The organism is Silvibacterium acidisoli (assembly GCA_022870745.1).
Lineage (GTDB): Bacteria > Acidobacteriota > Terriglobia > Terriglobales > Acidobacteriaceae > Silvibacterium.
The window spans coordinates 403,002-427,959 of sequence record CP085323.1; the positions used below are offsets into that span (position 1 = coordinate 403,002).

The 24,958-nt window shown below is 59.5% G+C and carries 22 protein-coding genes and 1 riboswitch; of the genes, 8 read left to right on the forward strand and 14 right to left on the reverse strand.

Annotation, left to right across the window (positions count from 1 at the left end; translation table 11 throughout):
* Nucleotides 1-7 precede the first annotated feature (7 nt).
* Entirely contained in the window at nt 8-1,846 is a 1,839-nt protein-coding gene (locus LJD29_RS01655) for a bifunctional diguanylate cyclase/phosphodiesterase (RefSeq protein WP_446744015.1), read from the reverse strand.
* A gap of 177 nt (nt 1,847-2,023) precedes the next feature.
* Here LJD29_RS01655 and LJD29_RS01660 point away from each other — a divergent pair, with 177 nt between their 5' ends.
* Nucleotides 2,024-2,791 (forward strand): enoyl-ACP reductase FabI, encoded by a 768-nt coding sequence (locus LJD29_RS01660; protein WP_446744016.1) that lies wholly within the window; start codon nt 2,024-2,026, stop codon nt 2,789-2,791.
* Between the two features lie 118 nt (nt 2,792-2,909).
* Here LJD29_RS01660 and LJD29_RS01665 read toward each other — a convergent pair whose 3' ends face one another.
* The 3 genes from LJD29_RS01665 to thrC all read right to left on the reverse strand — a co-directional run bounded on the left by LJD29_RS01665 (nt 2,910) and on the right by thrC (nt 5,533).
* Nucleotides 2,910-3,770, reverse strand: coding sequence for a Nif3-like dinuclear metal center hexameric protein (locus tag LJD29_RS01665; protein WP_446744017.1), 861 nt, complete (start codon nt 3,768-3,770; stop codon nt 2,910-2,912).
* 163 nt (nt 3,771-3,933) lie between these two features.
* On the reverse strand, nt 3,934-4,257 hold the full coding sequence (locus LJD29_RS01670) for a MoaD/ThiS family protein (RefSeq protein WP_446744018.1): 324 nt from the start codon (nt 4,255-4,257) through the stop codon (nt 3,934-3,936).
* Entirely contained in the window at nt 4,247-5,533 is a 1,287-nt protein-coding gene (gene thrC, locus LJD29_RS01675) for a threonine synthase (protein ID WP_446744019.1), read from the reverse strand. The genes LJD29_RS01670 and thrC overlap by 11 nt, the downstream gene beginning before the upstream one ends.
* 151 nt (nt 5,534-5,684) lie before the next feature.
* A riboswitch (SAM riboswitch) is annotated at nt 5,685-5,804 on the reverse strand.
* Nucleotides 5,805-6,029: 225 nt separating this feature from the next.
* On the opposite strand from thrC, the gene LJD29_RS01680 reads away from it, so the two are divergent.
* Nucleotides 6,030-7,781, forward strand: a complete 1,752-nt coding sequence (locus LJD29_RS01680) for an alkaline phosphatase D family protein (protein ID WP_446744020.1) — start codon at nt 6,030-6,032, stop codon at nt 7,779-7,781.
* A gap of 181 nt (nt 7,782-7,962) precedes the next feature.
* On the opposite strand, the gene LJD29_RS01685 is transcribed toward LJD29_RS01680, so the two are convergent.
* Genes LJD29_RS01685 through LJD29_RS01695 form a run of 3 tightly spaced genes read right to left on the reverse strand, consistent with a single transcriptional unit; the run spans nt 7,963 to nt 9,761 of the window.
* On the reverse strand, nt 7,963-8,343 hold the full coding sequence (locus tag LJD29_RS01685) for an Hsp15 family ribosome-associated heat shock protein (RefSeq protein ID WP_446744021.1): 381 nt from the start codon (nt 8,341-8,343) through the stop codon (nt 7,963-7,965).
* Nucleotides 8,344-8,370: 27 nt separating this feature from the next.
* Entirely contained in the window at nt 8,371-8,877 is a 507-nt protein-coding gene (locus LJD29_RS01690) for a DUF2165 family protein (protein WP_446744022.1), read from the reverse strand.
* Nucleotides 8,874-9,761 (reverse strand): hypothetical protein, encoded by an 888-nt coding sequence (locus LJD29_RS01695; RefSeq protein ID WP_446744023.1) that lies wholly within the window; start codon nt 9,759-9,761, stop codon nt 8,874-8,876. Before LJD29_RS01695 ends, LJD29_RS01690 begins: the two co-directional genes overlap by 4 nt.
* On the opposite strand from LJD29_RS01695, the gene LJD29_RS01700 reads away from it, so the two are divergent.
* The 4 genes from LJD29_RS01700 (at nt 9,760) to LJD29_RS01715 (ending at nt 15,741) form a co-directional block, all read left to right on the forward strand.
* A complete protein-coding gene (locus tag LJD29_RS01700; protein WP_446744024.1) occupies nt 9,760-10,290 on the forward strand; it encodes a RidA family protein in 531 nt (176 codons plus the stop codon). The genes LJD29_RS01695 and LJD29_RS01700 overlap by 2 nt on opposite strands.
* Nucleotides 10,290-11,228, forward strand: a complete 939-nt coding sequence (locus LJD29_RS01705) for an acetamidase/formamidase family protein (protein ID WP_446744025.1) — start codon at nt 10,290-10,292, stop codon at nt 11,226-11,228. The genes LJD29_RS01700 and LJD29_RS01705 overlap by 1 nt, the downstream gene beginning before the upstream one ends.
* The gene (hpxZ, locus tag LJD29_RS01710) at nt 11,225-11,608 is read left to right on the forward strand and encodes an oxalurate catabolism protein HpxZ (protein ID WP_446744026.1); all 384 of its coding nucleotides are present in this window, start codon (nt 11,225-11,227) and stop codon (nt 11,606-11,608) included. The genes LJD29_RS01705 and hpxZ overlap by 4 nt, the downstream gene beginning before the upstream one ends.
* 275 nt (nt 11,609-11,883) lie before the next feature.
* Nucleotides 11,884-15,741: a carboxypeptidase-like regulatory domain-containing protein gene (locus LJD29_RS01715; protein ID WP_446744027.1), complete on the forward strand. Its 3,858-nt coding sequence runs from the start codon at nt 11,884-11,886 to the stop codon at nt 15,739-15,741.
* Between the two features lie 53 nt (nt 15,742-15,794).
* On the opposite strand, the gene LJD29_RS01720 is transcribed toward LJD29_RS01715, so the two are convergent.
* Genes LJD29_RS01720 through LJD29_RS01750 form a run of 7 tightly spaced genes read right to left on the reverse strand, consistent with a single transcriptional unit; the run spans nt 15,795 to nt 22,497 of the window.
* Entirely contained in the window at nt 15,795-16,616 is an 822-nt protein-coding gene (locus LJD29_RS01720; protein ID WP_446744028.1) for a DUF3891 family protein, read from the reverse strand.
* The gene (locus LJD29_RS01725; protein WP_446744029.1) at nt 16,617-17,405 is read right to left on the reverse strand and encodes an ABC transporter permease; all 789 of its coding nucleotides are present in this window, start codon (nt 17,403-17,405) and stop codon (nt 16,617-16,619) included.
* The gene (locus tag LJD29_RS01730) at nt 17,402-18,160 is read right to left on the reverse strand and encodes an ABC transporter ATP-binding protein (protein ID WP_446744030.1); all 759 of its coding nucleotides are present in this window, start codon (nt 18,158-18,160) and stop codon (nt 17,402-17,404) included. The genes LJD29_RS01725 and LJD29_RS01730 overlap by 4 nt, the downstream gene beginning before the upstream one ends.
* Complete coding sequence (locus LJD29_RS01735; RefSeq protein ID WP_446744031.1) at nt 18,157-19,860, reverse strand: CocE/NonD family hydrolase; 1,704 nt, start codon at nt 19,858-19,860, stop codon at nt 18,157-18,159. Before LJD29_RS01735 ends, LJD29_RS01730 begins: the two co-directional genes overlap by 4 nt.
* Nucleotides 19,857-20,651: a creatininase family protein gene (locus tag LJD29_RS01740; protein ID WP_446744032.1), complete on the reverse strand. Its 795-nt coding sequence runs from the start codon at nt 20,649-20,651 to the stop codon at nt 19,857-19,859. Before LJD29_RS01740 ends, LJD29_RS01735 begins: the two co-directional genes overlap by 4 nt.
* Entirely contained in the window at nt 20,648-22,012 is a 1,365-nt protein-coding gene (locus LJD29_RS01745) for an FAD-binding oxidoreductase (RefSeq protein ID WP_446744033.1), read from the reverse strand. The genes LJD29_RS01740 and LJD29_RS01745 overlap by 4 nt, the downstream gene beginning before the upstream one ends.
* Nucleotides 22,009-22,497: a nucleoside deaminase gene (locus LJD29_RS01750; protein ID WP_446744034.1), complete on the reverse strand. Its 489-nt coding sequence runs from the start codon at nt 22,495-22,497 to the stop codon at nt 22,009-22,011. Before LJD29_RS01750 ends, LJD29_RS01745 begins: the two co-directional genes overlap by 4 nt.
* A 112-nt stretch (nt 22,498-22,609) precedes the next feature.
* On the opposite strand from LJD29_RS01750, the gene LJD29_RS01755 reads away from it, so the two are divergent.
* Together LJD29_RS01755 and LJD29_RS01760 are read left to right on the forward strand one after the other, a co-directional pair.
* Nucleotides 22,610-23,863: an amidase gene (locus tag LJD29_RS01755; protein WP_446744035.1), complete on the forward strand. Its 1,254-nt coding sequence runs from the start codon at nt 22,610-22,612 to the stop codon at nt 23,861-23,863.
* A gap of 30 nt (nt 23,864-23,893) precedes the next feature.
* A complete protein-coding gene (locus tag LJD29_RS01760) occupies nt 23,894-24,889 on the forward strand; it encodes an ABC transporter substrate-binding protein (protein ID WP_446744036.1) in 996 nt (331 codons plus the stop codon).
* The last annotated feature ends 69 nt before the right edge of the window (nt 24,890-24,958 follow it).

The window sequence follows — 24,958 nt, forward strand, 5'->3', positions numbered from 1 at the left end:
CGGGGCCCTAGTTGTCTGCCACCTGCACCATGTTGCGTCCCGCATTTTTGGCGCGATAGAGAGCTGCGTCGGCTGCTGATACGAGTTCATTGACAACCGATTCCTGCGACGGAGTCGCGGTGGCGCAACCGACGCTGATCGTGATGATCTCCCGCGGAGCGCCGCGATGCGAGAAGCTCATCGCCTGCACGGCGGCACGCATCTGTTCCGCGATCTGTTCCGCACCTTCCGCAGATGTGTTAGGCAACACGACAGCGAATTCTTCCCCACCGTAGCGAGCGACAAGGTCTGCCGGGCGGCAGATCTTGTCCCGCGTGATACGGGCGATCTCGCGCAGACAGTCATCGCCGCGCAGGTGGCCATGGAGGTCGTTATATTCCTTGAAGTGATCCACGTCGACCAGCAGAAAGGAGATCGGATGCTGGTTGCGGATGGCCAGCTTCCATTCCTGCTCCAGAACCTGGTCGAGGCGACGGCGATTGGCGATGCCGGTGAGCCCGTCGAGGCTGGCAAGATTCTCCACCAGCTGGAAGGCCTTGGCCAGCTCATCTTCCGCTGCTTTCCGGCCCGAGATGTCGCGCACCACGTTCACAAAGCCGATGGGCTTGCCGCTCATCGGATCGCGATAGAGCCGCATGTTGGCCTCCATCCAGAGATAACTGCCATCCTTGCGGCGACAGCGATAAGAGAGGAATCTTTCGGGACCGCCATGGAGGACACCCTCGAGCAGGGTTGAGAGAGACGCCATGTCATCAGGATGCACGATCTGCCTGTACGAGCCCCCTACGAGCTCTTCGGGCGACCAGCCCAGAAGCTCCGTCGATGCGGGCGACACATAACGCCGCACTCCGTCGAGATCGGTCAGCACGATAATGTCGCGCGAGGTCTCGGCAAGCAGCCGGAAGTAAGCTTCGCTGGCCTGCAGGCTCTTCTGGAAGCGCCGGCTCTCGGCCATCACCACTTCCAGCAGATACAACGTGATCATGGACGCAGCGATGAAGAACTGGAAAGTGAGGACCTGGGCCTCGATCGAGCGGTTGCGCATCAGCGCAACCGGGCCGTGACCGGCAGCAGTAAAGAATCCGCCGAGGACGGAAACCGAGAGCAGCCCCAACGTGGAACCAGCCAGCCCCGCACGCATGCCCAAAAACAGCAGGCACGGAACTACAAGAAACAAGGACGGATAGCTCGTCTGCCAGAAAACCCATCCGCTAATCACGATGAGAAATAGGAACGGCGGAATCCCGTCAGTAAGCAGTTCTTTCCACCGATGGCTCGCCTGCCGGTATGCAAGGCAGAGCGGAGTAACCGTCGCAATACCGAGCACGTCGGCTGTCGCCCACATCCGAAAGACGTGCGCCATCTCTTTCGAATGAAACTTCTGCAGCACAAGAGAGGCAATGAGCGTAGCCACTGCGGGGCCAGGGATAGCCCCAAACAGCAGAAAGCGGGCCATCTCGCGCCCCTGCGTCAGGTCGGGCTCCGCAGGAAGCACCTTGCGCAGCAGGAACCCTGCGATAGAAACCTCCAGCATATTGCAGCCCGCAAGGTAGAAGGCCGTAAACGATGGATTAGACAGGCTGATGTTGATACCGAAATCGACCGCAAGACCCACCGTAAGATACGCGGACCAATGCCTTCGTGGCGACAACAGCAAGACACCAAGAAGCATGCCGTTGGATGGCCACACAACCGTGATGCCGCCAGTACGCTCGTTCAGCAGCAATGCTGCCAGGGATAAAGAAGACAGCACGATGGCGAGAGTCACCAGGCGCCATACTTGCGGAAGGACGCGCAGGCTGCTGCGGTCAGTTCCAGGGTCGTGGCTCATTGCGATCGCTGCCATATGCCTCAACTCATCGCCGATAAAAACGGGTAGGCGAAGGCCTGTTTCAAGGCGCGACTTCAGAATGCGATGAAAAGGGTCCTTAGTGAAAAATCTACACCACTACAGCTATGGATTGCGAGAGATGATTTTTGCCGTTTCCGGCTGCTATCCTTTCACTTTGGAGGAAGTTGTCTCATGCTGAACCTTGAAGGCCGCGTAGCGGTGGTATTTGGACTGGCGAATAAACGCAGCATCGCCTGGGGCATTGCACAGAAGCTTCATGAGGCGGGCGCAAAGCTGGCCATCAGCTACCAGAACGAGCGGCTGAAGGCCGAAGCGCAGGACCTGATCGCCGAACTGCCCGGTTCCGAAGCCTTCCAGTGCGATGTATCGAACGATGCCGAGATCGAACAGGTCTTCGCGCACCTGAAGGAGAAGTACGGCAAGCTGCACGTGCTGGTGCACTCGGTAGCCTACGCTCCCGCCGATGAACTGAAGAACGACTTCATCCACACCTCCCGCGACGGCTTCCGCGTGGCGCACGACATCAGCGTCTATTCGCTGATCGCCGTCAGCCGCGCTGCCTCGGCCCTAATGACCGACGGCGGCAGCATCATCACCCTCAGCTACTACGGCGCGGAGAAGGTAGTTCCCCACTACAACGTCATGGGCGTCGCGAAAGCCGCGCTCGAGGCGACCGTCCGTTACCTCGCAGCCGACCTCGGCAGGCGGAACATTCGCGTAAACGCCATCAGCGCCGGCCCCATCAAGACGCTGGCTGCCCGCGGCATCGGCGGCCTCAGCGAAATGCTCAAAGCGCACGCCGATCGCGCTCCCCTGCATCGCAACACCGAGCAGTCGGAAGTAGGCAGTACGGCTGTATATCTGGCCTCAGACCTCGCCAGCGGCGTAACCGGTGAGACCATCTATGTCGACTCGGGCTACAACATCATGGGGTTCTAATAAGGCAGGGTCTAGGATTTAGGAATTAGGCATTAGAAAAACAAAAAATAAAGAGGCGGAGCTTATGCTCCGCCTCTTCTCATTCCTAACCCCTGATTCCTAAATCCTGTTTCCTGTCCTAAGGCCTCCACATCGCCTGCCCTGCCTGGATGTTGTCGACGCGAACGCCGGGAAATAGCGCCTGAATCTGGGGTGTGGCCTCGACCATTCCCGGCTCTTCCGACACTTCATGACCCAGCAGAATCAGCGCCTTCGGCTTGCCCTGCGCCATGGCATCGTTCGCGTAGATGACCGTCTCCCACTCCGACGCTTCGCCTGCGACGAGCACCTGCACATCGTCTCGACGCAGCATGATCACCTGTTTCTCGAGTCCCGAAGCGCCTGGCAAGAGCCCCACGCCGGTCACGACCAGCTTGGGATCGCCGACCACGCGCATCGTTTTCGACCCCGTCTTCTTCTCGAGGTAGTCGACAAGTTCACCGAGCGTCGTCTGGGGAATCTTCACAAGATGATAGGGACGGGCCGCGTTCTTGTCCGTAACGTACTGCGTCCAGCCAAGCTTCTTTACCAGCGCGACGGCAAAGTCGTCCGGCTGTGTCGCATGAATCTCATCGTGCATGCGGTAGACGACCATGTGATGAGCCTTGATAAAGGCCAGCTTGTCCTTGTAGACAGCGTCGTCTTTGAAGAACGTGGTGTCATCCGGATGGTTATAGAAGGTCGGCTCGTGGCTGATGATGAGATTGTCGCCGCGCTTCGCCGCTTCCTGAAGTACCTGCATCGTATCCATAAAAGTCGTTGCGATGCCGGTGACCGGCGTCGAGGGATCTCCGGCTTTAAGCGTGTCGACCGTGTTCGCCGGCGGATGGTTGCCGTAGCGCTCCTTGATCTTCTGGAAAGCATCGCCAGCGGTGAGGGTTTGGGAAAATGCAGGAACGGCAACAAGGGTGAGAGCAAGCAGGCCGACGGGAGTTTTCATGGTCGGTAACATCTTAGCCGAACGGAACAAACGCTTGCCGCAAAGCAAAAGGCCGGAAGGATTCCCTTCCGGCCTTTTGCTTTGATGTTTTGGAAGGGCACGGCTTCAGCCGTGCCGCTATCGTTTTGTGATGCAAGCGGCTTCAGCCGCTGAGGAGCTGCGCTTAGCAGCAGGTACAGTCTTCCTGTCCACAGTAGGAACAGCAGCTACAGCTTCCGCCGGCGATCGACGGGATGACGAGAACTTCGTCGCCGTCCTTGAAGGTGTACTTCTCGTTGCCGAGGAAGCGGATGTCTTCCTCGTTCACGTAGAAGTTGATGAAGCGGCGAACCTGACCCTGCTCATCGCGAAGATGGGTCTTCAGCTGCGGGAACTCGGTTTCGATATCCGTCAGAAGGTCGTTCAGGTTTGCTGCGTTCGACTGAATTTCCTTCTTACCTTCGGTGTGCTTCGTAAATGCGTTGGGCAACAAAACTCTAACGGACACTTGCTCCTCCTGCGATGGCTTCCAGTTCCTCGATACCGAGCGTCGCCTTCTGGCGCTCGAAGTACGCTTCAAAATCGGTAAGGCGCGGACGAACCGGCTCTTCCACTTCATAGACACCGGCGAGTGCATCGGTCGTCTTGAGACCGTTGCCGGTGATGACGCTGACCGTCAGCTCATCGGGCTTGATGCGGCCATGAGCGTAGAGGCGGGCGGTCACAGCGGTGGTAACGCCGCCTGCGGTCTCGGTAAAGACGCCTTCGGTCTCGGCCAGCTCCTGGATCGCGGAGACGATCTCGACATCGGAGACATCCTCAGCCCAGCCGCCGCTGTTGCGGATCGCACGTGCCGCGTAAACGCCGTCAGCCGGGTTGCCGATGGCAAGCGAGCGGGCGATGGTGTTCGGCTTCTGCGGTTCGATGTGATCGGCACCGGTCTTCACTGCGACAGAGATCGGCGAGCAGCCGGTGGCCTGCGCTCCAAAGAAGCGAACTTCCTTGTCTTCAACCAGTCCAAGCTCGACCAGTTCCTTGAACGCCTTCTTGATCTTGGTGATCAGCGAGCCGCCGGCCATGGGGCATACGATGTTGTCGGGCAGACGCCAGCCAAGCTGCTCGGCGATTTCGTAACCGACCGTCTTCGAGCCTTCCGCGTAGTAGGGGCGAAGGTTTACGTTGACGAATCCCCAGTTGTAGCGATCGGCGATCTGCGAGCACAGGCGGTTGACGTGATCGTAGTTGCCGTCGATGCGGACCAGCTTCGCGCCGTACACCTGGGTGTTAAGGATCTTGGCCGGCTCGAGATCGGCAGGAACGAGGATGTAGGTCTTGAAGCCGAGGCGGGCGGCGTGCGCAGCGACGGCATTGGCGAGGTTGCCGGTCGAGGAGCATCCGACGGTGTCGAAGCCGAAGGTCTGTGCGGCGGCGAGTGCGACCGAGACTACTCGGTCCTTAAAGCTCAGCGTCGGCGTGCAGACGGCATCGTTCTTGATATAGAGATTGTTCGCGCCGATGCGCTTGGCCAGCCGGGGCGCGCGTAGAAGCGGCGTCCAACCCGATGGCGTTGGTCCTACGTATTCTTCCGGCACGGGCAGCAGCGCCTTGTAGCGCCACATGCTGTCCGGACCCTGGGCGATCTTCTCGCGGGTAAAGTCTTTACGGGCAGCCTCGAGATCGCACTGGACCTCAAGAGGGGAAAAACAGGCTTCGCAGATGGAAAGGGGCGCGTTCTCGTAACGCTTGCCACACTCCCGACATTGCAACTCATACGCAATTGCCATTGGTCCCTCATATTCGAAGGCGACCTCAGGACCAATAGAGGATTACCTCTACGGGTACATATGCACGGGCGTGCGTGACGTTACTCTGCTAACACTTCGTACTGCTAAACTACTGGAATCAGCGAGATGCGATACTGCAATGCATCCCCGAATCTCATGTGCCCTGACTCCGTTGCCGGATTCAGGAGAGAGGTGACACCGATGTCTCAGATTGCCTGAGCCGGTTGTCGTGGCGTCACAGGGCCCGTCCCTCAGCCACTCTTCATGAAATTCAGGCTCGCTCGTAAGAGCAAACTTGAATGATTCATTTGTAACACAGCACCTGTTGGCGTGCAAGCCGCACTTTCCACAGCCACTTTGTTTTGTGACCGTCGTGGGTTTTCACGAGATCAATGCCTTATCCCGAACCTATAACGCATTCATCGGCATTTTATGACGACCGGGTTCAATGGCTGCACCCGCGGAACGCTCTCCGCAATCCCCCGGAGGAAGAACCATGGATCGTCGTGAATTTGTGAAGTACAGCTCGGCCAGCGGAGTGCTCGCCTGGCTCGCCGCAAGCCAGCCACTGCCAGCGCAGATCGTCAGCCAATACTCCAATGCGGTTCCTTTCATACTGGACCCCGCGATCAGTGGCCTCTCCGATGCGGACAGGCAGGCTCTGTTCAACGTAAACGCCGCAGCAACACCTGCGCAGCAGGCAGCCACCTATCCGCAGAGCGTGGCCTCGGGCGATCCCTTACCCAACGGCGTAGTTTTGTGGACACGCGTCGACCCTTCGCAGCAGGCCGCACCCTCGGGCGACATGGTCGCATGGCAGATCGCGGCTGATCCAGCCTTTGCAACCGTCCTCATCGAAGGCGTCGCGCTGGTCCCGGCCGATCGCGATTCGACGGTGAAGATCCCCGTCGCGAACGCGGTGCTCGCGCCCTTCACGAACTACTACTATCGCTTCCTCTACAACGGCATTCCCAGCCGCACCGGCCAGTGCAAGACCCTGCCCGCGCCCGACGCTGCTCTGCCGCAACTGAAGCTCGGCCAGATCGTCTGCCAGGACTACGGCAATGGCTACTACAACGCTCTGAACTACCTCGCGCAGGAGCAGGTGGACTACGTCGTTCACCTCGGCGACTACATCTACGAAACCATCGCGGCACCGAGCTTCCAGAACAACCCCATCCGCACCGTGCCTCCCTTTGCATCGGGAGGCGCAATTCCGCAGAATGTCGATGACTATCGCCACCTCTACCAGGTTTACCGCTCCGATGCGAACCAGCAGGCGGTGCATGAGAAGTTCACCTACATCCAGCTGTGGGACGATCACGAATTCGCCAACGACTGCCACCAGGACTTTCACCCCGACGACAATGTCGCGCCAAATTCAGCAACGACTCCGCAGCCCGAGCTGCGACAGGCGGCCAACCAGGCATGGAGCGAATACGGGCTGGCAGATGTGGCCTTCGACCCGACTCAGGACTGGGAGAACTCAATCCAGGTCTATCGCAGCTTCAGCTTCGGCACACTTGCACAGCTGATCGTCACCGACGAGCGGCTGTACCGCGACGGACCACCGTGCGGCAACAACGAAGCCTTCCAGCGCTATTTCTCGCTTGGCTGCTCAGAGATGGGCGACACGAGCCGTTCCATGCTGGGCCAGACACAGCACGATTGGTTCGTGAACGAGCTGCAGACCTCGACCGCAAGGTGGAAGCTATGGGCCAACGAAGTCATGCTGATGCAGCTGAAGGTTGGCCCCATCTATATCGATCTCGATCAGTGGGACGGCTACCAGCAGGAGCGAAACGCCATTCTTAACGTCGTGAAAAATGGCGACATCAAAAACTTCATTGCGCTCACCGGCGACCTGCACACTTTTCTCGCCGGATACCTCAAGACCGACTTCGACAATCCTTTTGAGCCGCACGTCGGCATCGAGCTGATGGTCGGCTCCATCACCTCCGCTAACTTCGCGGAGGAGATCGAAGCGGCGATTCCACTGGCGAGCCGTCCGCTGCCTGCAAAGAACATGGGTGTCCCTCCGAATCTGCTCGATCCAATGATCCGCGCAGCAAATCCGTGGATCGAATACTGGGACTCTTCCACGCACGGCTACGCGGTGCTAACGATCACACCAACCCAGATGGTCTGCGAGTACAAGGCGGTCACTACGATCACGCAGCCCACTGCGACGCTCGTGCCGCTGAAGACCTTCACCATTCCCGAAGGCAAGGTGAAGCTGGAGAGCTGATACCGGGCTCGGAGCGCAGGGCTCAGTTTCAAGAGCCGATCCCTCGAAGATTGTCTCCGGGAAAACACCCCGCCTATGGTTTGTCATCACGAGCGCAGTGAGGGACCTGCGCTTTCACTTCGGCAGCCCGCAATCGTCTAATCAACAAAGGCATTCACCGCAAAGTGAGAAACAACAGCCACTATTCCCCAAACCGGTGAATTCGCCCGCGAAGCTTGTTGATCTCGCGGCGATCTTTCTTGGTAGGCCTGCCATCTGTAACCGCCATGGCCATCGCCATCTGCTTGCGCTGCTCGGCGGCTCTTGCGCGCATATCCTTACTTTCATCGGTTTCCCGGTAGAGCTTCTGCGCGGCCGCAGACGGTCCACGCACCTCGCTCAGCTCCAGCACTTCGACAATAAAGTCGCCGCCCTCGTTGCGGATATGCAACATGTCGCCTGCTTTGACTTCTCTTGCAGCCTTCGCACGCACGCCGCCCGACTCGACACGCCCCAGCTCGCAGGCCTTCACCGCCAGCGCACGAGTCTTGAAGAAGCGCGCCGCCCAAAGCCATTTATCCATCCGTACGCCGTTCATCCTTCCAGTTTCTCACCGATCCTGCAGCGCAGGGACAGGCTCGGACTGGACCAGCACCAGCAGCACGATTCCGATACAGGCAAACATGCGGAAAGCCGCCTCCTGCCCATTCCATGTCTTCGATTGCCACATCAAGAACCACTCGCCGCCGACCGTAATGAACGCCACGAACCACAACAGCATGCCGAGCGTGAGCGCGCCGACCGCGATATTCTTCGCTTCCTGAAAGATGCGCGGTGAGCGCCGGCAGGCACGCAGCAGCTGCACCACACCCGCCCAGAGAAGAATCGTCGTTACCGATTCCCAGAGAATGATGCCGTCATAGAAGGTCGTCTGCAGCAGCAACGGATGAATAGCACGCCACATGCCGTGATTTCCCGCAAAGGTCGTATCCATCAGCAGAACGTGATGAACGAAGAGATAGTTCGACGGATAGTCGGTGACGTTATTGAAAACCACCAGCGTGTAGAAGAACGCGACTGCGGCGACGAGAGCGATCTTTGCGGCGCGCAGCATCATTGCGTGTCTCCTGTCGTTACCGGGTTCGGCGCAAAGGTCGCGAAGTATGCGGTCAAAGCCTTGATGGTTGCATCGTCGTCGTTCGGCTCACCCGGCATCTGCGCCAGGGCATACTGCGACTTCGGATCGCGTATGTAGGCCGAGAAGAAATCCGGCTGCTCACTGGCGAGCTTTGCCAGTCTCTGCCAGGTGCGGCTGGCCTTGTGGCCGCCATACTCGCCCTGGTTATGGCAGCGGAAACAGTCTTCGCGAGCAATGCGGTAGCCCTGCACTTCCGGAGAGTTCTCGGCAAAGCTTCCCTGCGGCTTGATCGCCGCCAGCACTTTGTCTTCGTTGAGAAAGCGCACCTCCAGCAATCCGTTCGGTATCTGAGCCTCTTCAGGATGCGAAAGAATGCTGTAGCGCGGCTTGAAGACAGCATGCGAAATCAGGTAAGGCCCATAGACCCCGCCATCGGCAGTGCGCGCAGAGGTCGCCAACGGCTTGCCGTTCAGGCTATAGACGAGTATAGGATGATGAGCCGCACGATAGTCCGCCGCATAGTGCGCCTCGTACTGGTCATCGCAGATCGCGGCGATCATGGTGTTCTTCCCCGGGATATGAAGCGCCGCCAGCAGGTCGTCGAGTGAAACGCCTTCAATATGCGCCGGGGCGGTAAAGTTTGAGTCATCTGTAACTGTTGCGGATACATGAGGAAGTTTCCTGAGCTCCGCCAGCGAAAGGTAGCCGGTCGTACCGGTGGCGACACCGGGAACATCTCCCGAAACAGCCAGGTCCTGCGGCGACGCCTGTTTCGGTGACACTGTCATCACGGGCATGGCAGAGTCGGCGGGCAGGAATAACGTCAGTACCGCAAGCAAGACAGTCATCAGGACGGGACTCATGGGGGCTATCGTATCCGAGATCGCCCGATTTGCCAGCAGAAAAGACGTGTTACATTACCTGCAAATGTCTGCGCAAAGTCCCGAAGAAAGAATCGCTGGCCTCGGCCATAAGCTGCCCGAACTGCCTTCTCCCGGCGGCAACTACCTGTCGGCAAAGGTCGTCGGCAACATGATCTACCTTGCCGGAGTGGTATCGCAGAACGAGAGCAGCGTGATGGGCGGCACCATCGGGCAGGACCGCACAATCGAGGAAGGCTACATAGCAGCGCAGCAGTGCGCGCTGATCCAGCTTGCCGTGCTCAGGCAGGCTTTAGGGTCGCTCGATCGCATCGTTCAGATCGTAACCGTGAACGGCTACGTCAACGCTGCCTCGGGTTTTCCCGATTCGCCCAGGGTGATCAACGGAGCCTCCGATCTGCTGATCGAAGTCTTTGGCGAACGTGGCCGGCACGTGCGCGCCGCTGTCGGCGTCTCCGCGCTGCCACGCAACGCCATGGTTGAAATCCAGATGACCGCGGAGATCCGCTGATGGCGGAGCACACTCTCTCCGCCGAGCCAACCCACTCTCGCTGGAACCGCGATCTCGCTCCGCGCCTGGTCATCGCGCATGGCGATACCGTACACATGGAATGCGCCGATGCGAGCGGCGGCCAGGTAAAGCCCGGCATGAGCGCCGGCGAATTTCAGTCAATCGATCGCGGACGCATCCATGCACTCACCGGCCCCATCTTCATCGAGGGCGCTGACGTTGGCGACGTGCTCGAAGTCCAGGTTCTCGAAGTGGCGCACAAAGGCTGGGGCTGGACAAGCGTGATCCCCGGCCTTGGCTTTTTGAAAGACCGCTTCAGCGAGCCATATCTTTTCCATTGGGAGCTCGAAGGCAATGTCTCTCGGTCGCTGGCACCAGCTCTTGTTCCCCTGCAGCCTTTCTGCGGAGTCATGGGCGTGGCTCCGGCGGAGCACGGCGAGTTTCGCACGCGGCCGCCAGGCATCTTCGGCGGAAACATGGACATACGCGAGCTATCGACCGGTGCAAAGCTATACGTGCCCGTGCTGAATCACGGAGCGCTCTTTTCCGCGGGCGACGCGCACGCAGCGCAGGGCGATGGCGAGGTCTGCATCAACGGCATCGAGTGCCCGGCCAACGCAACGCTCCGTTTTCACATCCACAAGGGCGGAAAGATTTCTTCGCCGCTGGTCGAGTCATCCCCAGGCGCACAGACACGAGGGCCGGAGTGGATCGTTGTCGAATCCGGCGAAGATGCCGTCGCAGCAGCGCGCGCAGCAACCTCGCGCATGGTCGACCTGCTTGCGGAACGCTGGCGCATGTCGCCTCTGCATGCCTACCTGCTCTGCAGCGCAGTCATGAACCTGCGCTTGAGCCAGGTTGTGAACGAACCCATGTTCACCGTCTCCGCCGCGATCTCCAAACACATCCTGCCCGAGAGGAAGCTTTTCCAAGCATGATCATCAACGATCCCGATGTGGTTGCGGAGTTAGCCGAGCTGTACCCTCGCTACGAGCAGGCGCTCGTAACCAATGACGCAGCCACGTTGACGGCAATGTTCTGGGATTCGGAATACGCGCTGCGCTTCGGCGCGACCGAAAACCTGCACGGTGCGTCGGAAATCGATGCCTTCCGCAGAAGCCGGTCCGCGGCTAACCTCGCTCGCATCACAAAACGTCTTGATATCGTTACCTTCGGACGCGACTACGGCAGCGTCACCCTGGAGTTCGAACGGCAGGTTGGAGACAAACTTCTGCAGGGCCGCCAGAGCCAGGTCTGGGTTCGGCTTAGCGAAGGATGGCGCATCGTCTCCGCACATGTTTCGATGCTTCAAGCGTGAGGAAACCCCCGAAAAATCAGGCCGAATAAACTTCTTTTATCCGGTCAACGAAAATCCGCTATGCGGCAATTTTTGGCGTGAGGCCCACGGCAAAGTGAGTTATTCTCGCTCAAAGATTTTTCCAACAAGCTGACTCGTTCACAACTTCGCAGCAGCCGCTCCAGAATTCGATCTTGCTTTCCTCGACCTGAATGCGATCGCAGTACGGGGTAGTTCCTGGCCGCAGAACGGCCGAAGTGTGTCTTTTTTCTATCTCCATTTGAGGCCCGGAATTGATGTTGAAAAGACTTTTCAGTTTCGTATTCGCATTTGCCATTGTCTTCGCCCTTCTCGTTGCTCCCTTCACCGCTCCCGCACAACAGACTCTCGGTGGCATCACGGGAGAAGTCTCCGACTCTTCCGGCGGCTCCGTTGCAGGCACCACCGTCACGCTGGTCGGAGACCAGAACGGCCTGACGCGCACGGTGAAGACAAACGACGCAGGCGGCTATCTCTTTCCCAGTCTTCCCATCGGAACCTACACGCTGACTTTCACCCATGACGGTTACGATTCGCAGAAGATACCATCCGTAGCCGTGCAGGCCGACCGCACCGCGACCATCAACACGCAGCTCAAGGTCGGCGAGGTAAGCACCTCAGTGACCGTGCAGGAGACGGCGCTCATGAATGCCGTCGACACCACCAACGGCTACGTCATGGACAAAGCGCAGATTGACGCCGTGCCGCTGCCCACCGGCAGCTTCACCGGCGTGGCGATCCTCGCGCCGGGTGTGAACGCTGAACTGCCCGGCGGCACCGGCTCCAACAGCGGCCTCGGCAATGCGCCGATCTGGGCCAACGGCCAACGCGACACATCGAATAGCTTCCTGCTGAACGGCGTCGACGCAAGCAACCTCTTCAACGGCAAAAGCACCAGCCAGGTCGCTTCGGCCCGCATCGTCAACAACACCGGCACGGGCAACGCGGGTGCAGGCGGAGTCGAACAGAGCAGCGCATCGGTGTATCTCGCCATCGGCAATGCCCTGCCGACGCCGGCCCCGGAGACGCTGCAGGAAGTTCGCGTAAACACTTCCATGTACGACGCCCAGCAGGGCTCAACATCGGGCGCGCACATCGACATGAGCACCGACAGCGGCACCAACGCCTATCACGCGCAGGCCTATGTCCACCGCGGCACGGACTGGCTCAATGCCGCGCCCTTTTTCTTCAAGCAGTCGACCGCCATTCCAGAGAACGAGAAGGTTCCGCAACTGCACCGTTACATCGCTGGCGGGTCGTTCGGCGGCCCCATCATCAAGGACAAGCTCTTCGGCTACCTCGCCTACCAGCACGTACATATTTCCGACCAGGAGATCGGTATCTCGCGACTCGCCGTGCCCACGGGGCTGACGGACGACCGCAGCACCGGCGCGCTCGCAGCCGTGGCAAACGAGAACTTCGGCACGAACATGAGCGCAGCCGACATCAGTCCGGTGGCCCAGTACCTGATGCAGTACAAGCTACCCAACGGCCAGTATCTTGTGCCCTCCGCCACGCCAGGCGTTATTCCAACCTACAACGACCCGTACAACACATCCATTCCCGGCACTTCGACCTTCACGGCTGATCAGGGAATCGCCAACATCGACTGGAACGCCAGCAGCAAGGACACCCTGGCGCTGAAGTACTACTACCAGCACGATCCGCTCGATGCTCCCTATGCCTACTCGAGCGTTGCAGGCTTCAACCAGAAGCTCGACACCGGCAGCCAGGTGTTTTCGATCAACAACACGCAGATCATCAAGCCCAACCTCAGCGTGACGGAAGTCTTCGGCTTCATCCGCGAGAAGGCTTATGGTGTAAACGACCAGCCCTTTACGCCGCAGGAAGCAGGCATCAATACCTTCGGTTCAACCTACTTCCCCGGCATCAGCATCATCGACGACTTCGGAAACTCGTCGCCCAACAATCCGAACGACGTATACAACGCCACGATGAACATCGGTCCCGGCGCCCTCACACAGTCGCCCTTTACCGGACTATTCCAGAACCGGTGGATGCCCTCCGCCAACGCCATCTGGACGCTTGGAAGACATACCGTCACCTTCGGCGGCAGCTACTCGTACACGCAGCTGAACGTGCGCAATGAACGCACCGGCAAAGGCATGATCGCCAGCGCTGATTTCGGCAACTTCCTTGAAGGCAATCTCGCCTACCAGAACGACGACTTCACCACCACGTCATTCATGCTGGGCAACGCGAACCGCTACTATCGCGCCAACCAGGTCGGTACCTACATTCAGGACAAGTTCCAGGCGACACCGACTCTCAGCCTCACCGCTGGTCTACGCTGGGACTGGAACGGCGGCCTTACCGAAAAGTACGGCCGCATCTTCAACTTCGATCCTTCGCTTTACTCCTTCGACGGCAGCGAGGTCACCAGCAATGGCTTCATCATCGCCGGCAACAACAAGCAGTACCCGACAGCCGGAGTCAGCGACACCACGCTCACCGGCCGCCAGTGGGGCTTCGGTCCACGCCTGGGTCTCGCCTGGCAACCGAGCAAGTTCGACGGCAAGGTCGTTGTGCGCTCCGGCGTTGGCATGTACTACGATCGCGGCGAGCTCTTCACCTATCTCTCGCCCGGCTACGCTGCTGGAGAAGTCACCGGTGGCCCCTTCGGCGTAACCATGACGCCGCCCTTCGTCAACACCGTACAGTGCGATCCTGACAATCCCGGCCCAACGGTCGCCTCGCAATGCACCGGCACCATCAACCTCTCGAACCCGTGGGGCACCACGCCCGGCATTCAGCCAAGCGGCAATCCCGCGGACATCAACAAATATCTGCCCTCCCTCTCCGAGATCGAGAATGGCGCGGCGCTCTTCTCCTTCGCCAACTACAACCGCGCCAACAAACTGCCTTATTCGATCAACTACACGCTCGACATTCAGTGGCAGCCTCGCAACGATCTCGCCATTGACATCGGCTACCAGGGCAATGTGGGACGCCACCAGGTCATCCCGCTGCCCTTCAACCAGGCCAACACCGCCTCGCCAACTCGTCCCATCAACGGCCAGAACTACACCTACGGCTACAGCGTGCAGGTTCCCGATGCGTCGAATGGCCAGTATTACAACGGAGCTCCGGCCACACTGGCGGATGGCACCAAGTACCTCTGGACCTATGAAGGCGGCAACATCGATATGCGCGTGCCCTACCTTGGCTACTCGGCCGAGTCGGAAAGCTACACCGCAGCGGGCCTCTCCGCCTACAACGCGCTCGTTGTCCACGTGGACAAGCGCATCAGCCACGGATTGCAGGCGGGCTTCTCCTACACGTATTCCCACTCGCTCGACGAACAGAGCGCGATGGGCCTGTTCTACAACGGCAATAACCCAAACGATCCGCACGACGGCTACGCTTCGTCGGACTTCGACCGCACCCACGTCTTCAACTTCACCTACGCCTACACGCTGCCCAATGCCTTCAAGGAGAATTCGTGGGCAGGCCGCGTCGTCGATGGCTGGACACTGCAGGGCCTGACCGTCATCCAGAGTGGCCAACCTTACAGCGTTATCGACTACTCGGGCGCAGTCGGCAGCATTTACTACGGCGTCTCCGACGGCATCACCAATCCGATCGTGCCGCTTGCTCCGGGCTGCACGCCGAAGAAGGCTTACACCGGAACCTCGGGCGCTTTCGGCACGCCGGCACTCGATGCCACTTGCTTCACGCTTCCCTTGTTGCCTGCCGGCGGCCTCGGCGGCGCAATTCCCTCGAACGATACCTTTGAAACCAACTTCACCAGCGGCCAACGCAACATTCTTCGCCAGTCCTACCAGAAGCGCGCTGACGCCTCACTGGCAAAATCCTTCAAGCTGAATGAAAACATCACGGGACGTTACACCTTCGACGTCTTCAACCTCACCAACACGTCAAGCTTCGATATCCCCGGCGACAACGTGACGCAGAACGAGGGCTATAACGACTTCCCGGTCGTGGGAACCCCCTCGGCTCCAACCTCGGCGTCATGCGCAAATAACACCGCGCCCTCTGGAACCTTCTTCAACTGCCCGGCTGGGCTCGGTTACACGACACACACCATCGGAAGTCCAAGACAGATCCAGATGTCTCTGCGACTTACATTCTAGCCAGGGTCCAGAAACAGAAATGCCCGGAACGATCACAATCGTTTCGGGCATTCCTATTTTGTAACTGTGACCACAAGTTTTTCAACCGGCGCAGCGTGAAACTGCCGTTGTAAATCCCCCGCCGTTGCAAACAACTTCCCTTCGACAAAGCGAGCGGGAAACGTGAAAGACAAAGTCGGCTCGTTGAAGGGGTAAGGGTCGAGCCGGAAGCAGCGCTCCCCGCAGGATTCGACTGCGACCGTCGTGTGGTCACCATCATTCATCGCAAGCGGATGCAGCAACGTCGCGGGATCGCGATAATCCACACAGGTGAGAAGAGAAAGATTGTCGACCGCCTGCAGCAGCCGGAAGTGATCGAGAATCGTCGCCTCGCTCTTATTGGCTGACGCCAGGGAATTGTCGTCAAGAATGCGGGCTCGCAGTTGCTGCTGCAGTTCCTTCTTCCCGGCGAGAAATGCGTCGAGCAACGGCAGCTGCGCCGGGGCAATCGTCGAGCGATCCGCCCGCTCAGTCAGCAGGTTGTAGGTGTGCATCGAGACGAGGATCGCGGCATAGGCATCTTCCTCGGCAATCAGGCGGAGGGCCCGCCCACGCACGGCGAGGTAATCTTCGAGATCGATCTCCTCAAACGCCGAATACTTCCCCACCAGCTCGACAGAAAACGCGCTGGGCTTTCCCATCTTCGTGATCTGAGGCTCCGCATCGCGGGCAAGCCATCCATCATCGTGCCGTGCAATGCCTTTCAGCACATGCGTTCGCGGCTCGGGAGATCGAAATACGTCATTGCCCCAGTGCTCGGCGAAGGCTCCCGCCAGCCTCGCGTGATCGACGTGCGTCACCAGCCACCATCCGGATCCGGTTTCAAGCCGCAGCATCTATTCCACCTCCGGAGTACGCGCCGACTCGTGCCAGTTGTGCAGAAAGTACCACTCCAGCCCGGCGACGATGAAGTAAAAAACAAACCCCAGCACGGCAGAGGCGGCAATCAGCGCGAAGAGGTAATCCGTTTGCAGCTGCTGCGAAGAGTAGATGATCGAGTAGCCCAGGCCGCCCTGTCCAACGCTGCTGGAGCCGGCGAACAGCTCTCCGGTGATCGCGCCGATCACCGCAATACCGGCTGAGATCCGAACGCCCACGAACAGCGCGGGAATCGCATGAGGCAGCCGCAGCTTGAATAGAATCTGACCCCGCGTCGCATTGTGCATAAGGAAGAGGTGAACAAGGTTCTCGTCCACGCTGACCATGCCCTGCGTTGTATTGGCGATGATCGGGGCCAGGCAGATGATGAAGGTGATCAGTGTGACCGAACCTGTCCCGGCGCCAACCCACATCAGTATCAGCGGAGCAATCGCGACGATGGGAACGGTTTGTAACAGCAACGTATACGGATAGAACATCCTCCGGACCCAACGCGACTGGGCAAAAATCAACGAGATCCCGACTCCGGCAACAATGCTCGCGGCCAATCCCAATGCCGCTGCGAATGCGGTGATGGCGAAGGAATGCACCAGCGATGCCCACCTGTCCACTGCTACCTGCCCGACCTTCGCGGGGGACGGCAGCATGAAAGGTGGCACATGTCCGAACCAGATAACGCACTGCCAGAGCAACAGGAGCACCGCAAAAATCGCGACGGCATTCAAAGCACCAGTGAGCCGCTTCATGCTCGGGCCTCGCGCAGCAGGCGGGAAATCCGGGTAACCGTCTGCTCATATTCGAGCGTGGATCGCAAATCACCATTGCGTTCCTGATCAAATGCTATTGGCAGATCGGCATGGATGCGACCTGGATTTGGAGCCAGCACCACGATGCGCGTCGATAGGAAGACCGCTTCTGCAACCGAATGGGTTACAAATACCACGGTCCATTTCTGCTCTTCGCGCAACCGCAATAGTTCTTCATTCAGCCGGTCGCGGGAAATCTCATCGAGCGCAGCAAACGGCTCGTCAAGCAGCAGCAATCGCGGTCCGGTCGCCAGCGCGCGGGCAATCGAGACACGCATCTTCATGCCGCCTGACAACTCGCGCGGATAGGCTCGGCTCACATGCCCCAAACCAACCAGCTCCAGCAGGCTGCTCACCCGTTCGCGGCGCTTTTCGCGAGGGATGCGTTCAAGTTCCAGCCCCAGGCCCACATTCGACTCCACCGTTCGCCACGGCAGCAGCGTCGCGTCCTGAAAAATGAACGACATTGTCTCGCGGGCATTGCGCGGGGTCATGCCATCAATAACGATGCTGCCCTCAGTCGCGGGCGTAAGACCGGATATGAGCTTCAACACCGTCGACTTGCCGCAACCGGACGGGCCAACGAGGCTAATAAACTCGCCCTTCGCGACAGTAAGGTTCAGGTCATCGAGGATCATCCGGCCGTTCGCGTACCGCTTGCGGATCCCCTTCAGTTCAATTTGCGGCGCGATCATGCCGTATCTCCTCGCAGCGGCAGGTGGAGAGCCGAAGGCCTCTCCGCGTCGTGGTATACGATCTGCGTCGAGCGCACCCAGTCCCACGAAGTGGCGCGGGCTGAAGGCACATCCCCACCTGGGTTGCGGTCGTAAAGCGGGAAGGCGCTGCTGGCAATCTCAAGACAAATACGATCGCCGCTCTCGAAGCGGCACGAGGTGGGCTCAAGCTCAAAGCTCCAGAGGTGAATCCGGTCAGGCTCGTATACGCCATCAAAAAGCATCTGCGAGCGGGCAATGCCGATGCAGACAAAATCCGCACGGCCGTCCGTGCGCACGCGCACGAGCTTCGCCGTGAAGTCCGTGCTGTTTGCCGAGGCAGCGCAATAGAGCGAGACCCGCGGCGAACCCAGAACTGCTATCGGCTCTTCAAGAGCCCGCGTCGTGTAAACCAGCACATTGTTGCCCATCTCAAGCGACGACTGGTTATAGGAACCGCTCACCGCTCCAGGACCGGGCGAAGGCACAGGCACCTCAGGGTCATAGACGAAGATATCTGTCGCCTCGTCGGACGAAGGCGGTATCGCATCAAGCGTCCCGTCGCCTTTGCGCGAGTTGGCGCGGCCTTCGCTGTGCAGAAACAGGGTAAGAGCCGTACTTTCGGGCCATTCGCTCGCTGCATGCCACTTGTTTTCGAAAAGAGAAAAGTGCCGTACACGCGGCTCCCGGGAAAAGTCGCCCGTATCCTTCAGCCAATGATTGAACCAGCGCAGCAGGATATCGTCGGTATCGATCAACGCCTCCACGCCAAAATTCACTTCGCCGATCTGGTCGCCCCACGGAATGTGAACCCATGGCCCGGCAAGCAGGTACTGGTTCTCCCGCGCAAAGGCACTCCCGGCATGCTCTCGCAAGGCGACATAGCCATCAATCGTTCCATGCAGGTACGTGTCGTACCACCCGGAAATATGCAGCGCAGGAATTTGTATCTGTTGCAGGCACGTACTGATGTCCAATGCTCTCCAGTAATCTCCTGCGCGATCATGATCGAACCAATCACGCACATAGCTGGGCAAGGCTTCCGAACGAATCGCCGGATGATCGCGAAACGGCAGTACGTTTGCCTGGCTTCGTAAGTCCGCCCATGCAGCTTCCAATCGATTACTCTCTTCGCGCAGTCCGAGGCGGCGCGCGTCCATCTTAAGCATCTGCAGGCCCCAGCCCATGCTCGACGCGAGCCGCAGCGCACCGTTGTGATAGAACCAACCACGATAGAGATCGACGGCAGCCATGCCCGGCGCGATACAAACCAGTCCTTCAGGCTGCTCCGCTGCGGCTAGAAATTGCGTGACGCCCTGATATGAGAAGCCGTACATGCCGAAGCGCCCGTTCGACTCGGGCCGCGTCCGCAGCCATGCGATGGTGTCTGCGCCGTCATTGCGTTCGCTGCGGAAGGGATAAAACTCGCCCTCGGAATCGCCTCGCCCCCGCACATCCTGGATGACCACGTTATAACCGTGCCGTGCAAACCACACTGGATGCGCATAGACGACCGTGGATGCAATATCGCGGCCATACGGCTGCCGCATCAGCAACGTTGGATGAGGCCCGGGCTCGGCAGGATAGTAATGGTCGGAAACCAGCTCGGCTCCATCGCGCATGGCGCAACGCAGGCCGCGTTCCAGCCTCACCCCGTTGCCACAGTCGATGAAGTCAGTCATGGGCGGTAATGATTTTCGTAGCGTGCCATCGCTTCGAGCGCTGCGGCAATGCGCATTGCGGCTGCCTCAATCCAGCGCTCGCCATTCTCCGCAGTTGCCGGGCGCGGATCGCCCATCACGCCGCTCGGAGCAATGTCGCGTGTGAGCCATGCAAAGTTCGCGGGAGAATTCTCCGGCTTCAGCAACTCCGGCTTTCCAACGTCTGCGATGTAGTTCACCGTGTAGGCGCTGGTGTCTACCAGCTCCGGGGTGCCCGCGAGCAGAAACGCAGTCTCTATCTCTCCCGCATGGAAGCCATACGCCTTCTCCTGTTCGCTGACCCCTTCGAAAGAAATACCTCCCGAGCCGAACAACGAGAAAGTCCGCAGCCCGAATTCAGCGCGAAGGTCGCGAGCCATTACGTCCACCAGCGACGAATTTCCGCCGTGCGTGTTGTAAAGCGCAATCTTCTTGAATCCTGAAGCATGCAGGCTCGCGCCCAGGTCCCGCACCACTGCCATGAATGTCGATGCCGAAACAGAAAGCGTGCCCGGGAAACCGATGTGCTCGTTGCTCTTGCCATAGCAGACCGGGGGCAGCGCGTAGACAGGCAGATCCTCGGGAAGCTTCGTCAACGCACGCCCCAGCAGGATGTTATTGATGAGGGTATCGGTCGCGACCGGCAGGTGGTGCCCATGCTGCTCGATCGCTGCCGTCGGCAGCACCAGCAACGTTTCGTCTTTCGGCAATGCCTCGACCTGCTTCCAGTTCAGGTAAGCGAACTGCCTTGCATCGGGTATCCAGGTTTTCATCGCACTGTCTCTTCCGCAGGTTGAAAGCTCAACATCTTGCCGGGATTCAGCAATCCCTTCGGGTCATAGCGGCGCTTGGCCGCGAGCTGTACATTGTCTTCGCGGAAGCGCCCTCCATCTTCAACGTTGTTGACATGAGGATTCGCAACAAACACGCCGATCTCACGGCAGTAGCGAATCATTTCCAGCAGCCGCTCTTCCGTCGTAAAGCGCACGAGTGGAATCGCTCCTGGAACAATTCGCCCAGCTCCGTTCTTCATGAACTCCATGTGGAAGAGAATCTCTTCGCCAAACTTTTCTTTCAGCAAACGAAACTGCTCCCGCACGCTGTCAGGATTGAAGCCGCACTGCAGATAGGTGAAAGCCTCGTCCTGCTTGATGGCCCAGAGGGTGGTGTGGTTCCAGGTGTAGTCAGAGAGCAGCGGCGAGGTGCGCAGTCCAGCATAATCGCCCGAATACGTTACTGTTGCAGATACGTTTCTTACCTCCTGCTCAAAGTCCTGCAACTGGTCGCGGGCGATCAGGAAGAATGCCAGGTCCTTCGCCTCGGTGCAGATGTTGCGGATCGGATAAAATGCGGACGGGATCGGCCATTCGAAGGTTGTAACCAGCCGCTTCGTCCACCTCGGATCATTCGCAATGCGCTCACTGAAATCGTACGCCTTATCGAACCCGTCGAAGGCGACAGCGCACTGTGACCACTCGACTGCGGGCGTCAGCGCAAGCCAGATCCTGGTGATGATGCCGTTAGTGCCCCACGCGTGCAGAATTTCATGCACCGCTTCGCCTTCGTGCCGATGCACCTTCGGTTCGGCTTCCATGGTGACAACTTCAAGCGCTCGCACAGTGCCGAAGTCGCGCAGGCCACCGTGGGTAATCGAGCCGATGCCACCCGAGCCACCGCCGAGAAAACCGCCCAGAGTGGCCTTGGCAATCGTGCTCGGATAACAACGCAACTCCCAGCCCGAGGTGCGGGCAGCGGTTTCGAGCACCCCAAGCCGCACGCCAGGTCCACAGACGGCAACGCCATCGGCAGTAATCTCATGGATCGTATCCATACGCGAAAGGTCGAGTACGATGCCGCCGTGCAGCGGAATCGCCTGTCCATAGTTGCCGGTTCCCGCTCCACGCGCCGTCACCGGAACATCATGCGCAAAACAGAAACGCAGCACCTCGCGGACTTCGTCCACATTCACCGGCTGAATCACTGCATCCGCGTGCTTGCCCTCAAGCTGTCTGCGCAGCACCGGAGAGTACCAGTAAAAATCCCGGGAGAGCCGCTCGACGATCGCAGGCTCGGTGATGAAACGCTGCGCATCCGCGATGATTCCCGGAATCGATTGCTTCAGGAGATCGCTCATGCGCGTGCCCTCGTCGTCCTGCGCATGGACCAGCTCTTGAAGACTTCCAGCATTGCCGGGTGCGTAAAGAGCGCATAGCATTCGTCGCGCATGACTTCGCCATCGACAACACAGGGCATGTCACTCCGCTTCGAAACTTCGTTGGCCGGAATCTGTATCTGGTTGCAGTGGCGATTCGCGTCTGCAATCGTCGCTCCGAAGACCACGCGATCCACGCGCGCCCACAGCGCATTCGCCATGCACATAGGGCAAGGCTCGCAGGTGGTGTAGAGCGTGTACCCGGCAAGCGATGGACTGCCGATCTTCTTGCACGCCAGGCGAACAGTACGAAGTTCCGCGTGTGCGCTCGGGTCGTTCTCGCGCATGACGGCGTTGCGGGCGCGATAAAGCAATTCGCCCGACTTGCTGTGAACGATGGCCGCGCCAAATGGGACGGGACGGCCCATTCGAAAGCTGCGCGCAGTGAAACGGATAAGGTCCGCCATGATCGTGGCGTCCCGCGCAGGCCCGGAAAGCTTTCCCATTGACGAAATTTAGCATGAGCCGCGCCGATTTTCAGCAGAAACCCGCACGCGCTTCACGCAATACAATCGGCACATGCAGCCCGGTCCTTCTCCGATAGAAAAAGCACTCGCGCACCCCGATCCCGAAGCACTCGCAAGCGAAGCTCTAGACAAAGCCAACAGCAACGCCGGGCGCAACGTCTATCTCGCCCGCGATGCGGAGTGGACACTCGCGCAGGCGCGCCATGCTGCACAGCACCGGAAAGCCGCCCTGCGCGGCCTGCCCATCGCCCTCAAAGATTGCTTCGATCTGGCCGGATTCACGACCAGCTGCGGCTCGCGCTACTACGCCGAAATCAACCCGGCTGCCGAAGAAGATTCCTGGGTCGCCGAACGCCTGAAGCAAGCCGGAGCCGTGATCACCGGCAAGACGCACATGCAGCAGCTCGCCTACGGCATCACCGGAGAAAACGCCGACTACGGCGACTGCGTGCAGCCTGCCGACGCGACCAGCCTCACCGGCGGCTCCTCCAGTGGCTCGGCCGCCGCCGTGCAGGAAGGCTCAGCCATCGCCGCCATCGGCACCGATACCGGCGGATCCATCCGTGTCCCGGCGGCATTGTGCGGGCTCGCAGGCTACCGCGCCTCGCATGGCCTGGGAGACTGGCGCGGCGGCGCACATCTTGCGCAGTCCTTTGACACCATCGGCTGGCTCTGCCGCGATCTGCGCGACCTGCCCCGTCTCGCGCAGGCCGTATTCGAACTGCCTGCCCCGACACCGAACGACAATCCAATCGTTGTAGGCCGGGTGAGCGGAGCGTTACTCAATGACTGTGAGCCATCCGTCATGGATGCCATGGAACACACCCTGCAGCAGATCGCCGCCGGCGGAGCGGCCGTGGTCGACATCGATCCTTTCTTCTGGACAGAAGCCTTCGAAATTTATGCGCCGCTGCAGGCCATCGAAGCCGCCAAGCTCCACGCCGGGCGATTCGAGTATTTTGAACCAGGCATTGCCGACCGCCTGCGATGGGGCGCGTCGATCCCGTCCGATGAAGCCCGCGCGCTTGAAGCCCGGCATCGCAGCTTCGTCTCCGAAACCATCGCGCTCATGTCTGGGGTCGATTTCCTGCTGATGCCCGCGCTGCCGCTGCCCCGCCTCGCAGCAGGCGCCGATCACTCCGCCGTCCGTGCAAAAATCCTGCGCTACACCACCCCGGCCAGCCTTGCCGGATTACCCTCGGTTGTCCTTCCGGCAAAGCCCTGCGGCATGCAATTACTTGCACCGCGCTTCGAAGATCGACGTCTGCTCGCCTTCGCCGCCAGCCTCGCAGCATTCCTTCCTTGATTGGCTTCGCTACGGTTGTTAAGCTCGGTCATGCTCCGCTTGAAAAATTGGGCTGTTCTTTTTCTCGTTTCTGCCGCGTTAACCGGCTGCCATAGTGATGCACCCTCTACTAATGTTTCGCGGGTTACGTTCCAGCTCGACTGGTATCCGCAGCCGGAACAGGGCGGTTTTTACGAGGCGCAGATCAAGGGTTACTACGCGCAGGAAGGTCTCGAGGTAACCATCCAGCCCGGCGGCCCCTACGCAATCGCCGAGCAGCAGGTATCCACGGGCAATGCGCAGTTCGCCATGGGTTCGTCAGACCGGCTCCTCGAAGCCGATTCCCAGGGGCAATCGCTGGTCGCCGTGGGCGCGACCATGCAGCATGACCCGCAGGCACTGATGCTCCATGCAAACTCCCCCGTGCAGAACTTCGCCGACCTCGAGGGCCACACCGTCGCGCTGAAACCCGGTTCCACGTGGTTCGAGTACCTCGTCGCCCGCTACAAGCTGAAGAATGTCCGCGAGACTCCGGCAACTTATTCTGTAGCGAACTTCCTGCAAGACCCCGGCTACATTCAGCAGATCTTCGTGACTTCAGAGCCGTACTTCGCCCGCAAAGCGGGTGCGCAGGTCCGGACGCTGCTCATCAGCGACACCGGATACGATCCGTACCGCGTCTTCTTTACCCGTCGCGACTTCCTCGCCGAGCATCCTGACGTGGTTGCTAAATTTGTCCGCGCATCCCTGCGTGGATGGCAGGACTATATCGCGGACCCCTCCGAGGTAAACGCAGCGCTGCTCAAGCTGAACCCGGCCCTTTCTTCCGACCAGATGCAATTCACGGCCAGCGCCCTGCGCGATGGACACTTTATCTACCCCGAGGGCGATCCAGGTAAGACCGGCGCCTTCGACCCGGCCCGCTGGCAGCAGATGTACCGGCAGCTTTCCGACCTTGGGCTCGTAAAGCATCCAATTGACCCCTCGACCGCTTACACCACGCAGTTTTGCGGCCAGGCCTCTTCGCAGACCAATCCCAAATCCTAGCTGACGATCGACTTGCGGGCGGATGGCACAACGCATCCCCCGCGAGGCGCATCTTACGGGCATATTCTT

Coding starts and splice junctions, on each gene's coding strand:
- LJD29_RS01680 (WP_446744020.1), top strand. CDS start 6,030: ATGGATCGTCGTGAATTTGTGAAGTACAGCTCGGCCAGCGGAGTGCTC.
- LJD29_RS01725 (WP_446744029.1), bottom strand. CDS start 17,405: ATGAAGCGGCTCACTGGTGCTTTGAATGCCGTCGCGATTTTTGCGGTG.
- LJD29_RS01655 (WP_446744015.1), bottom strand. CDS start 1,846: ATGGCAGCGATCGCAATGAGCCACGACCCTGGAACTGACCGCAGCAGC.
- LJD29_RS01660 (WP_446744016.1), top strand. CDS start 2,024: ATGCTGAACCTTGAAGGCCGCGTAGCGGTGGTATTTGGACTGGCGAAT.
- LJD29_RS01705 (WP_446744025.1), top strand. CDS start 10,290: ATGGCGGAGCACACTCTCTCCGCCGAGCCAACCCACTCTCGCTGGAAC.
- LJD29_RS01665 (WP_446744017.1), bottom strand. CDS start 3,770: ATGAAAACTCCCGTCGGCCTGCTTGCTCTCACCCTTGTTGCCGTTCCT.
- LJD29_RS01735 (WP_446744031.1), bottom strand. CDS start 19,860: ATGACTGACTTCATCGACTGTGGCAACGGGGTGAGGCTGGAACGCGGC.
- thrC (WP_446744019.1), bottom strand. CDS start 5,533: ATGGCAATTGCGTATGAGTTGCAATGTCGGGAGTGTGGCAAGCGTTAC.
- LJD29_RS01755 (WP_446744035.1), top strand. CDS start 22,610: ATGCAGCCCGGTCCTTCTCCGATAGAAAAAGCACTCGCGCACCCCGAT.
- LJD29_RS01715 (WP_446744027.1), top strand. CDS start 11,884: ATGTTGAAAAGACTTTTCAGTTTCGTATTCGCATTTGCCATTGTCTTC.
- LJD29_RS01745 (WP_446744033.1), bottom strand. CDS start 22,012: ATGAGCGATCTCCTGAAGCAATCGATTCCGGGAATCATCGCGGATGCG.
- LJD29_RS01685 (WP_446744021.1), bottom strand. CDS start 8,343: ATGGATAAATGGCTTTGGGCGGCGCGCTTCTTCAAGACTCGTGCGCTG.
- LJD29_RS01730 (WP_446744030.1), bottom strand. CDS start 18,160: ATGATCGCGCCGCAAATTGAACTGAAGGGGATCCGCAAGCGGTACGCG.
- LJD29_RS01720 (WP_446744028.1), bottom strand. CDS start 16,616: ATGCTGCGGCTTGAAACCGGATCCGGATGGTGGCTGGTGACGCACGTC.
- LJD29_RS01750 (WP_446744034.1), bottom strand. CDS start 22,497: ATGGCGGACCTTATCCGTTTCACTGCGCGCAGCTTTCGAATGGGCCGT.
- LJD29_RS01740 (WP_446744032.1), bottom strand. CDS start 20,651: ATGAAAACCTGGATACCCGATGCAAGGCAGTTCGCTTACCTGAACTGG.
- hpxZ (WP_446744026.1), top strand. CDS start 11,225: ATGATCATCAACGATCCCGATGTGGTTGCGGAGTTAGCCGAGCTGTAC.
- LJD29_RS01700 (WP_446744024.1), top strand. CDS start 9,760: ATGGGGGCTATCGTATCCGAGATCGCCCGATTTGCCAGCAGAAAAGAC.
- LJD29_RS01695 (WP_446744023.1), bottom strand. CDS start 9,761: ATGAGTCCCGTCCTGATGACTGTCTTGCTTGCGGTACTGACGTTATTC.
- LJD29_RS01690 (WP_446744022.1), bottom strand. CDS start 8,877: ATGATGCTGCGCGCCGCAAAGATCGCTCTCGTCGCCGCAGTCGCGTTC.
- LJD29_RS01760 (WP_446744036.1), top strand. CDS start 23,894: ATGCTCCGCTTGAAAAATTGGGCTGTTCTTTTTCTCGTTTCTGCCGCG.